At 57.9% G+C, this 12,572-nt stretch carries 10 protein-coding genes and 1 pseudogene; 9 read left to right on the top strand and 2 right to left on the bottom strand.

What is annotated here, in order from left to right; all coding sequences use genetic code 11:
• Positions 1–145 precede the first annotated feature (145 nt).
• On the bottom strand, positions 146–892 hold the full coding sequence (locus PR017_RS18840; RefSeq protein WP_240539141.1) for a GntR family transcriptional regulator: 747 nt from the start codon (positions 890–892) through the stop codon (positions 146–148).
• A 272-nt stretch (positions 893–1,164) separates the two neighbouring features.
• Here PR017_RS18840 and PR017_RS18835 point away from each other — a divergent pair, with 272 nt between their 5' ends.
• The 9 genes and pseudogenes from PR017_RS18835 to PR017_RS18795 all read left to right on the top strand — a co-directional run bounded on the left by PR017_RS18835 (position 1,165) and on the right by PR017_RS18795 (position 11,029).
• A complete protein-coding gene (locus tag PR017_RS18835; protein WP_111222296.1) occupies positions 1,165–2,250 on the top strand; it encodes an ABC transporter substrate-binding protein in 1,086 nt (361 codons plus the stop codon).
• A 10-nt stretch (positions 2,251–2,260) separates the two neighbouring features.
• Positions 2,261–3,736 carry a sugar ABC transporter ATP-binding protein gene (locus tag PR017_RS18830; RefSeq protein WP_111222295.1) on the top strand — a complete coding sequence of 492 codons (1,476 nt, stop codon included), beginning with the start codon at positions 2,261–2,263 and terminating at the stop codon, positions 3,734–3,736.
• Positions 3,729–4,694, top strand: coding sequence for an ABC transporter permease (locus tag PR017_RS18825; RefSeq protein ID WP_240539140.1), 966 nt, complete (start codon positions 3,729–3,731; stop codon positions 4,692–4,694). The genes PR017_RS18830 and PR017_RS18825 overlap by 8 nt, the downstream gene beginning before the upstream one ends.
• Positions 4,691–5,629 carry an ABC transporter permease gene (locus tag PR017_RS18820; RefSeq protein ID WP_111222294.1) on the top strand — a complete coding sequence of 313 codons (939 nt, stop codon included), beginning with the start codon at positions 4,691–4,693 and terminating at the stop codon, positions 5,627–5,629. Before PR017_RS18825 ends, PR017_RS18820 begins: the two co-directional genes overlap by 4 nt.
• Position 5,630: 1 nt before the next feature.
• Entirely contained in the window at positions 5,631–6,398 is a 768-nt protein-coding gene (locus tag PR017_RS18815) for a cyclase family protein (RefSeq protein ID WP_111222293.1), read from the top strand.
• Positions 6,395–7,591 (top strand): mannonate dehydratase, encoded by a 1,197-nt coding sequence (gene uxuA / locus PR017_RS18810; RefSeq protein WP_111222292.1) that lies wholly within the window; start codon positions 6,395–6,397, stop codon positions 7,589–7,591. Before PR017_RS18815 ends, uxuA begins: the two co-directional genes overlap by 4 nt.
• On the top strand, positions 7,591–9,006 hold the full coding sequence (locus PR017_RS18805; RefSeq protein ID WP_425070047.1) for a mannitol dehydrogenase family protein: 1,416 nt from the start codon (positions 7,591–7,593) through the stop codon (positions 9,004–9,006). The genes uxuA and PR017_RS18805 overlap by 1 nt, the downstream gene beginning before the upstream one ends.
• Before the next feature lie 65 nt (positions 9,007–9,071).
• Positions 9,072–10,091 (top strand): Zn-dependent oxidoreductase, encoded by a 1,020-nt coding sequence (locus PR017_RS18800; RefSeq protein WP_111222290.1) that lies wholly within the window; start codon positions 9,072–9,074, stop codon positions 10,089–10,091.
• A gap of 30 nt (positions 10,092–10,121) precedes the next feature.
• A pseudogene (locus tag PR017_RS18795) lies at positions 10,122–11,029 on the top strand (sugar kinase).
• 270 nt (positions 11,030–11,299) lie between these two features.
• On the opposite strand, the gene PR017_RS18790 reads toward PR017_RS18795, so the two are convergent.
• Complete coding sequence (locus PR017_RS18790; RefSeq protein ID WP_111222289.1) at positions 11,300–12,373, bottom strand: Fic family protein; 1,074 nt, start codon at positions 12,371–12,373, stop codon at positions 11,300–11,302.
• Positions 12,374–12,572: the final 199 nt, after the last annotated feature.

The following is a 12,572-nucleotide window of genomic DNA, read 5'->3' as shown; positions in this document are numbered from 1 at the left end:
TGCATAGTTGCATAAATCAGCTTTACGCTCAAGGCTGTTGATATTGTTAGGAAACATCTCTAAAAGTAAGTGGCCGACGGTTCAGATCCTCTCAAGGCGCGAGAGTCTGGATCTCGGTTTTTTGGAACTCTCCGGAATATATTCTTCAGCGCTCAACTAGCTCTGCTCGCTGAACGCTTAACCGCTGCGCGGTGCGAAGTACTTCCTGCAGGTGCGCCGACATGGCGTTACTCGCCAACTCCCGATCCCCGTGCTCGATCGCATGGACGATTTCCCAGTGCTGTGCCAATAGTGTCTTCAAATGGGCGGGATCGGGGAGGCTGAGGTAACGGACTCGATCCATCTGCAGTTTCACTGTTTGGATAACACGCCAGCTCTTCGAGAGGCCGGCCTCCTCGCAAAAGCCCCTGTGAAAGGCCTCATCAAGCTCTAAAAACAGGTCCCCGTTGTCCTGGGCCACTGCCAATTCCTGCCGGGAAAGATTGGCTTTGATGTCGGTCAGGAACCGCGTCGAACAGCCTCCCGCTAACCTCTTAACGACCGCAACCTCAAGCGATTCCCGGATGAACTGGGCTTCCTCGACATCGTGGATACGGATCGGCGCCACGAAACTCCCGCGTTGCGGCAAAATGTCAATTAATCCCTCATCCGCAAGCCGGATCAATGCTTCGCGCACAGGTGTTCGGCTGACGCCGAGCTGCAGTGAGAGATCTTTTTCGCTCAGCGCCTCGGAAGGCAGCATCGCAAGCGTCGTTATAGCTCGGCGAAGACGCTCATAAACCTGAGGAGCGATGGGCTGGCGGATATTAATCGCTTCTAAAATGTCGTTTCCAGGTGGGGTTGCACCCTTCCTGCCAGCACTTTCGTCGATCCCGTGTCTGTCTGCCATCATGCCCCCTTCTCAGCAATAGTCGTCGCCATCTCCGCAAATCGCATATCCTGACGAAGCAGTCTATCACAGACGTTGACATACTACCATGGCAGTCTGTATCTTAAGTCCTGGGGAGAGACAGGCGGACCTATCGACAGCAGAGTTTCGGGAGATACTCGCTTCGGCGAATATCAGAGAACGAGGCGACGAATTGCCGTCGAACGATCCGCCGCCGACCCGAGGGTCACGACAGGAGCGGGGCCTTGAACAGGAAGCTGGAGGAGAGAGCACCGATGAGAACCGTCTACAAGAGAACTGCCGCCGCGCTTTGCCTGGCGTTGCTGACAAGTCCAGCCATAACTGCGACCGCCCGCGCCGAGGATGGCATTGCCGTGGGGGATACCAGCGGCAAGAATATCGCATTCAGCAACTCCTATGCCGGAAACTCATTCCGGCAGGTGATGATCAAGAGCTTTCAGGACATGGGCACAAAGGCGAAAGCCGATGGCAAGATTGGCGATACGGCTGTCGTCAGTGCCAACAACTCGGTTACCGAACAGGCCTCGCAGATCCAGAACCTGATCCTGCAAGGATATGACGCAATCATCGTTCTGGCCGGCTCGGACACGGCACTCAACGGCGCGATCAAGGATGCTTGCGACGCAGGTATAGTTGTCGTCGCTTTTGCCAGTGGTGTGACCGAGCCCTGCGCCTACGTGGTTGACTACAACCTTAATTCCTATGCCAAGGCAGAGCTTGATTTCATCAAGGGAAAGCAGGGCGACAGGCCGGCAAATATCCTCGAGATTCGCGGCATGGCTGGCGATGGCTTCGATAAGCGGCTGCATGACGGCGTCGTCAAGGCAATGGCCGAGCATCCGGCCTACAAGAGCGTTGGCGAAGTGTACGGCCAGTGGACGGCTACAGTCGCGCAGAAGGAGGTGTCCGGCATTCTTCCCTCCTTGCCCAAGGTCGATGCAGTCCTAACCCAAGGCGGCGATGGTTATGGCGCGGCTCAGGCTTTCAAGGCGGCAAAGCGGGACCTGCCGATCATCATCATGGGCAATCGCCAGGATGAACTAGGGCTCTGGAAGCAGGAGCACGATGCGTCCGGTTATGAGACCTTCTCGCTTGGCGCAACACCATCGGTTTCGCAGGTCGCCTTCTGGGTTGCCCAGCAAATCCTAGCGGGCAAAAAGGTGCCGAAATTCGTTGAGGTGCCTTTGCTGCAGATCAATCAGCCCGATCTCGAGGCATGGTTGAAGACGGTTCCGGAAGGTGGCGTGGTCAACGCGCAGTACCCGCAGGATCTCGTGGCAAAGATTATCGATGCCAACGTCAACAAGACTGCTCTTCCGGCTGTTCCAGCACCGAAGTGAGAATTGACATATGAATGACCTTGCAACCCCCTCGTCGGCGCAGGCTGCAGCAGAAGCGCTGATCGATGTTCGCCATATTCGTAAGAGCTACGGCGCCGTCCACGCACTCGGTGGTGTGGATTTTCAGCTACGCTCCGGCGAGGTGGTTGGCTTGGTCGGTCACAACGGCGCCGGCAAGTCGACGCTGATGAATGTCTTGTCGGGCGCAGTGCAGCGCACGGCAGGCAGTTTCCGCTATGGTGGAGGAGACGTTGATATATGGAGCGCGGGGCGAGCCCAGTCGGGAGGCCTGCGCTGCATATTTCAGGAGTTGTCGCTTTGCGCCAACCTTTCTGCTGCCGAGAACACGCGCATTGTCCACCGTCAGCTGCGGGGTTTTGGCTGGCGCGGCCGCGCGCGAGATCTGATCGCGAAGGCGCTGGATGAGATCTTTCCTGGCCACGGCATTAACCCAGACGCAAAGATCTCGGAGCTATCGATCGGGTTGCGGCAGATGGTGGAAATCGCCCGCGCCTTTACGGAAACAGATATCACTGTCCGCTGCGTCATTCTGGACGAGCCCACATCGTCCCTCGGACACCAGGCGACTGAACAGCTTCTGACCTATATCCGCAGGGCAGCTTCAAGGGGTATTGCGTGCATTCTTATTACGCACCGGCTGAACGAAATCATTTCTGTCTGCAACCGTGCTGTCGTCATGGTGGACGGCAAGGTCGTTGCGCAGCGCGCAACTCAAGGACTGTCGCGCTCCAATTTGGTCGAGATGATGGGCAGCATCGAGGCTACGCACGAGCATAGACAAAATCGGAGTTCGCGTGGCTTCGGCGAGCCGCAGATAGATCATGCAGGGATCGATGCTGCCGACCGGCCGATCCAAGCCGCCGCCGGCGAAATCATCGGATTTGCGGGTCTCGACGGCCACGGCCAGCGAGAGAGGTTGCGGGCTATCTTCGCGGCGATCGAAAGGAGCGGCAAGATCCGTGCGGCCTATGTCGCCGGCGACCGCGGGCTGGAAGGTATTTTCGGACTATGGTCGATCGCCGATAATCTCACGATTCGCAGTCTTAATGCTCTGCAGAAATATGGCTTCGTATCGAGTACCGGAGCGAAAGATCTCGCTGGAAAGTGGTCCGCACGCCTCAAGGTGAAGGCACCGTCCATCGATACGCCCATCCTCTCATTGAGCGGCGGTAATCAGCAGAAGGTGCTTTTTGCACGCGCGCTCGCCTCCGACGCCAGCGTCATTTTCTTGGATGACCCAATGCGCGGCGTCGATGTCGGCACCAAACAGGAAGTCTATCAATTGATCCGCAGCGAAGCCGAGCGGGGCCGGACCTTCGTCTGGTATACGACCGAGATGGAAGAACTCAACAATTGCGACCGGCTCTACGTGTTCCGCGAAGGCAGGGCCGTGGAGGAGATACACGGCGCTGACATTGATCATGGCCGCATCCTCGAAGCTTCGTTTGGAGGCGCAAATGGCTGATGTGATGATCCGACGTCAGTCGGTCCGCCGTCCCGCATGGCTGACTGCGGCACTGCAGGTTGGTTTGCCGGCCGTTACGCTTGTTCTCATGCTTGCGATCATCTTCTGGATAAGGCCGTCGGCCATGAGCTATTTCGGCTTCACGCTGCTCTTCAAGCTTGCGACGCCGCTGGTCTTTGCGGCGCTCGCCCAGATGCTGATCATCATGCTGGGTGACATCGATCTTTCCAACGGCGCCTTCGTCGGGCTGATCACATGTATTACCGCACTGAACCTCGACGCTCATCCATTGCTGGCGGTTCTACTCTATCTGGTGACGATCGCCGTCTATGCCGGCATTGGCCTGCTCATCCATCTTCGCCAGCTGCCCTCGATCATCGTCACGCTTGGCATGTCGTTCATCTGGCTCGGCATCGCCATTATCATCCTGCCCTCGCCGGGCGGTTCGGTGCCAGCATGGCTGTCGGGCTTCATGAACTGGCGTCCACCGTTCATTCCGTTGCCGATCTTGTTAGCCGTCGTCGCCGCTGCGGTGGGCCACTTGATCATTACCCGGTCCTCCTATGGAGCGGTTCTTCTCGGTGCTGGCGCCAATCCGCGTTCGATCGAACGGGCAGGTTGGTCAACCACTCGTATCCGTGTGTTGGTGTACGCAGCAGCCGGCGTGCTTGCATGCCTTGCCGGTGTGACGTTGACTGGTCTGACGACTTCAGGTGATCCCAACGTAGCGCCGGCGTATACGCTGCTTGGGGTCGGCGCCGTCATTCTTGGCGGCGGTTCGTTCAACGGCGGCGTCGTCTCGCCGGTCGGAACGGTCATCGGCGCACTGACGCTCTCCCTTGCCGGGTCTCTGTTGAGCTTCCTGCAGGTGCCGCCAACCTGGCAGATCGGCGCGCAGGGCGGAATCCTGTTTCTCGTGCTGGCCGGGCGTGTCCTCCTGTCGGAGGAAAAATCATGATGTCGCGTCTTACTCTTGCACCGTGGACCTACGGCTTCATTGTTGCGCTGATGATGTGGATTGCCACCACCGCCTATGCCGGCTTTGGCAGTGCCGAGGCCACCCTGACCGCTGCCCTTACCTTCGGCGCCTTCAGTGTGCTCGTAGGAACCGGCCAGATGCTGGTCATTGCATCGGGGCCGGGTAATATCGATCTGTCGGTACCATCGGTGCTGACGCTTGCGGCCTATGTGTCCATGACCGTAATGAAGGCCCAGGACGGCATGATCCTGGCTGGTTTGCTTGCAGCAATTGCTGTGGGCGCGGTCGCGGGGATGCTCAATTTCCTTGCCATCACATTGCTGCGGCTGCCGCCAATTATAGCGACGCTGGCGTGGAGTTTCGTGTTTCAGTCCTTCGCCTTCAACCTTGGCGGAGAGGCGACGCTGAAGCCGCCGGCCATGTTGTCTGCGTTCACGCAATGGCGCGTTGAGGGCATTCCTTTCATGCCTTTCGCGGTCATGCTCTTGACCATTGTCACCATGCTTGTCCTTTCGCGCGGCATCTGGGGTCGCCGTCTTCTGGCCGTCGGCCAAAGTGAGCCGGCGGCGCGGCTGGCAGGCATATCGGCGGGGCGTGTTCGGCTCATTGCCTACAGTCTTTGCGGCGTTGCCGGCGGTCTTGCGGGGTTCCTGCTGTCTGGCTTTTCCGGCGGTGCAGCACTGAACATGGGTGATGTCTACCTTCTGGAATCCATTGCCGTCGTGGTGCTTGGAGGCACCAGCGTCGCGGGTGGTCAGGCGAATGCCGTCGGCATCTGGGGTGCCGCACTTTTCTTCAATCTGATGGCGACAATGCTGAACACCTTCCAGATGCAGGCGGGCGTACGTTTCGTGCTGACCGGTGCATTGATCATCCTCATCGTGGCGATCGCGCCCCGACCGCGGGTTGCCTGACATGGACAATCTTACCGCTCTTTTCAGGCGAGACCGCTTCAGGTTCATCGATCTCACCCATCCACTAAAGGAAGGCATGCCGGTCTGGCCAACCCACCCGGCATTTTGCCAGGAGGTCATTGAGAGCTACGATAACGGCGACGTCGCCTGTAACCACTCGCTTTGCTTAAGCGAACATTCCGGCACGCATTTCGATGCGCCTTTGCATTTTATAAAGGGCGGCCAGTCGATCGCAGAGATTTCCCTTGAGCAATTCTTTGGCCGCATGGCGACCATCGACGCCCAAGATTGTGCCCCTCGCGAAGCCGTAACTATCGATCGGATCCTGGAGTTCGAGGACCTTTACGGTCCGATCGAGGCAGGAGATGCGGTGTTCTTCCATTTCGGTTGGGACCGGTACTGGAATGATGCCTCCCAACAGGATTGCTTTCTCAAGGATTGGCCAGGCCTGTCGCAGGGTGCCAGCGAGTTTTTGCAGGAGAGAAGCGTTCGTATCGTCGGCTCGGACTGCCTTTCGATCGATTGTTATGGCAGCTCGAATTTCCCCGCCCACAATATCCTCCTTGGCGGAAACATTCTCATCGGCGAAAACTTTGCCAATCTCGGACAATTGCCGCCCTACTGCTTTCTGGTGGCCTTGCCATTGCCAATCGTGGGCGGCTCCGGATCTCCAGCGAGAGCCGTGGCACTCGTTGAATCTAAAATGGCATCCGATCAAGGCGGTTCGGGTGCTTTGCACGCAGAAATGAATACAAGAGGTAAGGCATGAGACATACATGGCGCTGGTTCGGGCCCATTGACAAGGTCAGTGTTCGTGACGCGGCCCAGGCGGGGGCCCAGGGTATCGTCAGCGCACTCCACCATGTGCCAACCGGAACGGCATGGACGACCGAGGACGTCGCCAAGAGACAAAGCGAGGTCCGGGCCGGCGGTCTGGAATGGGAGCTCGTGGAAAGCATTCCGATATCCGAAAACATCAAGACGATGTCGGGCGATTGGAAAGCCCATGTTGAGGCCTGGAAGGAAAGCCTGCGCGTCTTGGCAGGCGCCGGCATTTTCACTGTCTGCTACAACTTCATGCCGGTCCTCGACTGGACACGAACCGACCTCCGCTGGGAGACGCCGAGCGGTGCACGGGCAATGCGCTTCGACCTGATCGACTTCGTGGCGTTTGATATCCATGTTCTTCAGCGACCCGCAGCTAACGCGGACTACCCGCCAAATGTGATCGCACAAGCCGAAGAGCGATACCGAGCCATGTCCGATGAGAAAAAGGACGCGCTCTCTCGCAATATTGGAGCCGGCCTTCCAGGGTCTTCCGACCGCTACAGCATCGGCGAGTTACGCGAGGCACTCGCGCGCTACGCATCGATCGATGCGAAGACCCTGCGCGCCAACCTGATTACCTTCCTGTCGGAAGTGGTTCCTGTTGCCGAAGAGCTCGGGATGCGTCTGTGTGCCCATGGGGACGATCCGCCATGGCCGCTGCTCGGATTGCCGCGCATCCTGTCGACCGAAGCGGACTACGTCGAGGTGCTTGAGGCCGTCGACAGCCTCGCCAACGGCGTGACCTTCTGCACAGGGTCGCTCGGCGTGCGCGCAGACAACGATCTTCCAGCAATGGTCGGGCGCCTCGCGTCGCGCATCCACTTCGTCCATCTGCGCAATGTCCGGCGGGAAGATGAGACCACGCCATGCTCGTTCTTCGAGGACGAACATCTGGAGGGCAATACCGACATGGTGGCGGTTATCGCTGCTATCGTCGCTGAAGAAAATCGCCGCAGGACTGAGGGCCGCGCAGATCACCAGATTTTCATGCGACCCGACCACGGCCAGGAAATCCTCAACGATCTGACGCGCGGCGCGCAACCGGGCTATCCGGCCATCGGCCGGCTCAAGGGCCTGGCAGAGCTTCGCGGTATCGAGCGGACCCTGTCGCACGCGACTTATGGACTGGCTTGATCATGCAGCGATTGAATGCACAGACAATCCTGCCGGAGGGCGTCCAGGCACCCGGCTACGACAGATCCGCGCTGAAACCAGGCATCGTTCACCTCGGTATCGGCGCCTTCCATCGTGCCCATCAGGCGGTCTATACCGACGATGCGCTCACGCATGAGTTCGGTGACTGGGGCATCGTCGGAGCAAGTCTCCGGTCGACAGACATCGTTCATGCCCTGACCGCGCAAGATTGCCTGCATACTGTCGTCACGCGTGACCGTGTGGGAGATGGCGCCCGGATCGTCGGTTCAACAGTCAGGGCAATCGCGGCGACAGAAGATCGGGAAGCGCTCCTCTCCTGCCTCGCAGATCCTGCCATCAGGATCGTAACCTTGACAGTCAGCGAAAAGGCCTATGGGATAGATCCAAAAACCGGTGGCCTCCATGCCGACCACGCGGCGGTGGCCCATGATATGGCAGACCCGCACAACCCTGTTGGAGCAATAGGTTTCATCGTTGAAGGCCTCGCACGCAGACATGCGCTTGGCCATGCGCCATTCACGGTACTATGCTGTGACAATCTACCGGGCAATGGGCATGTCGTTCGTCGTCTTGTGATCGAAATGGCATCTCGCCGCGATCCTGAGCTCGGCCAGTGGATCGAGACGGAAGGCCGCTTCCCGTCAAGCATGGTGGATCGGATCGTGCCCGCCGCAACAGATGCAGTCCGCGAACGTGCAGCTGGCATCATCGGAGCAGCGGATGCACTGGCTCTTGAGACCGAGCCATTTACGCAATGGGTGATCGAAGACAGCTTTGTCACCGGGCGGCCCGCTTGGGAGGCAGGCGGCGCTCTCTTCGTTGACGCAGTCGAACCTTATGAGAAGATGAAGCTCAGGCTTCTCAACGGCTCGCATTCGCTCATTGCCTATATAGGCCAGTTACACGGCCTGGAATATGTTCGCGATGTCATGGCCGTGGCCGATTATCAGCAAATCGTTCGCCATCATATGCAGGCAGCGCTGCCGACGCTCGATCCGGTGCCGGGCATCGATCTTGACGCATATATCGAGCAATTGGTCGCCCGATTTGCCAATCCGGCTATCGCCCATCGGACGGCGCAGATCGCCATGGACGGTACTCAGAAATTGCCGCAGCGGATCTTCGCTCCAGCATTAGAGGCGCTAGCAGCCGGGAAGGATGCCGACGCATTCGCCTATGCGACGGCATTATGGATCGCCTACGTGCTGACGACGGAAAATGTTGATGACCCCCGTGCCGACGAGCTGCGAAAAGCGGCCCAAGACAGCGTGCTACGCAATGACGGTTCCGTGGCTTTCTTCGATATCCCTGGGCTTTTTCCGCCTACGCTCATGATTGATACTGCGTGGCGAGCCAGCGTCGACCGGCATCTGAAATCCATTCAATCGGTCTGAGCACTGCTCTTTAAAAGACCCTCCCACGGGGGTCTGGCACCAGACAAGACAACAACGGAGACAACATGGTTACGATATCTGTCTCGGAACCCCACAAGCTAGGCATTGACCAGCGCGACGCGCTGCCGCCGGGCGATGGGGAGATCGCTATCCAAGTTATAAGGGCCGGTATTTGCGGCTCGGATATGCACATCCTTCACGGCTCCAATCCGTTCGTCACCTATCCGCGCATCATCGGGCACGAGTTCGCGGGAGTGATAACGGCGCTTGGCCGTGGCGTATCTCACCTCGCGATCGGCGATCATGTGGTTGCCGATCCGGTGATATCCTGCGGCAAATGCCATCCATGCCGCATTGGTCGCTCGAACGTTTGCGCCAAGTTGCAGGTCATAGGCGTCCACCGAGACGGCGGGTTCCGATCGGTCGCCGTCATCCCGCAGGAAAATGCCGTCAAGATCTCGCCGTCGCTCGGGTTTGACGTTGCAGCACTTGCCGAGCCGCTGGCGGTGGCGGCGAACGTTCTATCTCGCACAGAATGCGGCGCTGACGACGTCGTGATGATTTACGGCGCCGGTACGGTGGGTATCACGGTCCTTCAGGTTGCAAAGATGCGCGGCGCGCGCTGCATCATCGCTGATATCGACCCGCAACGCCTCGAGCGAGCCCTTGAGTTTGGTGCCGATGTCGTCATAAATTCGCGAGAAAAATCTGTACCCGCAGAGGTGGCTGACGAGATGGATGGGCTCGGCCCTTCCATAGTCATCGATGGTGCAGGTATCCCGGCACTGCTCGACGAAGCCTGCCGCATCGCGGGACCCGCCGGGCGCATCGGGATTCTAGGCTTCTCGGCGGCGCCCTGCAATATCAGCCAGCAGGAAATCGTTCGCAAGGAATTGAGCCTGGTTGGTTCGCGCCTCAACCGAAGGTTCATCCCCGAAGTCGTGCAGTGGCTCGAGACGGGCAAGCTGAAACCCGTAGACATGATCACGCAAACTTTCAACGCGGCCGACGCTCGCAAGGCCTTCGATTTGGTCGAGAATCATCCTGAGCAAACGCTGAAAGTACAGCTGGCTTTTGATGCGTGATGGTATGCGAAATTGTAGTAGCGGGATAACATGGCAAAGAGATTGAGCATTGCCTCCGTGGGGGAGTGCATGATCGAGCTATCCAGCACCGGGCCGGACAGCTGGCAGTCGGCCTACGCTGGTGATACGTTCAACACTCTATGGACGATGCGGGCGCTCCTGCCCTCTGATAGCATTCTTGATTTTGTGACGGCCTTCGGAGACGATGGATTCTCTCGGAGACAACGGGCATTCTTCAACGAACACGAGATCGGCACTGCCTACAGCCCAGTCATCCCGGGATTGCGACCCGGTCTCTACGCCATTACGCTGGATGGCTATGAGCGGAGCTTCGATTATTGGCGTAGCCAGTCCGCCGCACGCCAGTTGGCTGTTGACCGTAACGCACTGAGACAGAGCCTCTTGGAAGAGACCTGATCTACCTCTCCGGCATTACGACGGCAGTCATGCCCAATGAACATCTTGAAACTCTTTTTGATGAACTTTCGGCCGCACGCCAACGTGGCGCCAGGATTGCATTTGATCCCAACTACCGCAGTCGCTTGTGGAGCGACCAAAAGTTCGCGATGGAGGTGATCGGCGAGGCTCTATCGCTAAGTGATATAGTCCTGCCAACATTCGATGATGAGCGAAGCCTCTATGGCGATGAAAATCCCATCGCCACGCTCGATCGAGTTTCCAGGAGTGGTCCAAGCGAAATCGTGGTGAAGTGTGGATCAGATCCAACATTTTACCGTCTGGATGGAGACGGAGGAACATCGCCAGCGCAAACCGTTCACACACCCGTCGATACGACAGGTGCTGGTGATGCCTTCAATGGTGGATATCTAGCGAACCGCCTGCTTGGTCGTATGATCTCGGTCTCCTTGCGTGAAGCTCATTCGGTTGCGGCTATTTCGATCCAGAGCAAAGGCGCTCTGACCCTCATGCCAAATTGAAGTCACCATGCATTCCCAGCAAATCAAATTGATGTAAGGAAAGAAGTGATGGACATATCGGTAGCTGATGCGGTCGAAAAAGGGCGCCATTGGCTCGATACAAGTCAAGGCGGATCATGCCAGGCTTGCCGCTCCTCACCTGAGTTCCATAAATAGGCCTCATGCAAAAAAGCTTGGCGTTTCAGACGCTTATTCAATTTCGGCCATCTGGTCGCGGGTTCATTACGGTTCAAGGGCATATCTATTCAGATGGACCTGACATCCGGTTCATCATGAAAGACCGTACCATGCCCCGCGGCCTGCACCGCGCAGGATGAGGTGCCCTTGATCCACGAGTGCCTTGAGATGATCCTTGATGGTGTGACGGCTTGCATCGGTGATCCGTGCAGCCTCCGCGACCGTGATCCGCCCGTGCTCGCGCGCCAATTCGAGCAATGTGACAGATAATTCCGGCATGTCGGCGAGGATAATGCGTTCGCGCTCCATTTTCTTCTCAAGCCGCGTCTTCTGCCGATGCAGGGCTCTCAAAAAGAACTCGATCCAGGGATTCCAGTCAGGCTCGGCGCTGCGGATCGTTCCTTGCGTGCGTCGAAGCGAGATGTAATAGCTCTCCTTGCTTTGCTCGATGATGCTTTCGAGCGAGCTGTAGGGGACGTAAGCGTAGCCGGCCCGCAGGAGCAACAGAGTGGTCAGAATACGCGATAGGCGGCCATTGCCATCCTGGAATGGATGGATTTCGAGGAAAACGACAACGAAGATCGCTACGACCAAAAGTGGATGGAGCCGCTTTTCTCGCCCTTGCTCATCCAGCCAGGCGATCAGCTCTTCCATTCGACGCGGCGTATGGAACGGTGATGCCGTTTCGAAAACGATGCCGAGGCTCTCGCCCTGCTCGTTAAACGCTTCCACGTTGTTGGAGAGGGTTTTGTAGGCGCCGCGATGCCGCTCGTCCTTTGTCGAATGCGCAAGAAGGTCGCGGTGGAGCTGACGGATATGATTCTCGGTGAACGAAATTGCTTCGTAGGCACTGAAGATGGTCTCCATTACCTCCGCATAGCCGGCAACCTCCTGCTCGTCGCGTGTCGTAAACGACCCCAGGCGAATGTTTGCCAGTAGCTTTTCCACCTCCCGGTCGGTGAGGCGTGCCCCTTCAATACGTGTGGAGGAACCGACGCTTTCGACCGTAGCAACCCGCCGGAGGCTGGATAGCCGCTCAGGCGCGATCCGGCCGATCGCACGCCAAGCACCTTTGAATTCATCGATTTCGGCGATCAACGACAGGATTTCGGGCGTGATTCGGACGGTCGCTGTGTTTAGAAGCTCCATTTGCCCATCCATTCGCATCCGATACCTGAGACGCTGTCATATCCCATTTATTCATCCATTTCCACCCAATTTCTACGACACACTTTTCAAACGTGCCGGTTGATCGCGAACGACCTCAAGCGAATTCAAACTTTTGCAGCGAGACGCGAGAAGAAGGGCGAGGACAGCTCTCAAAAATTCGAGACGGTCATCCTAAGTGGTTGGCAATGCACTAGCG

This window comes from Rhizobium tumorigenes, assembly GCF_003240565.2.
In the GTDB taxonomy this organism is placed as follows: Bacteria; Pseudomonadota; Alphaproteobacteria; order Rhizobiales; family Rhizobiaceae; genus Rhizobium; species Rhizobium tumorigenes.
The sequence above is the reverse complement of the archived record's forward strand: the minus strand, read 5'-3'. Positions and strand labels throughout refer to the sequence as shown.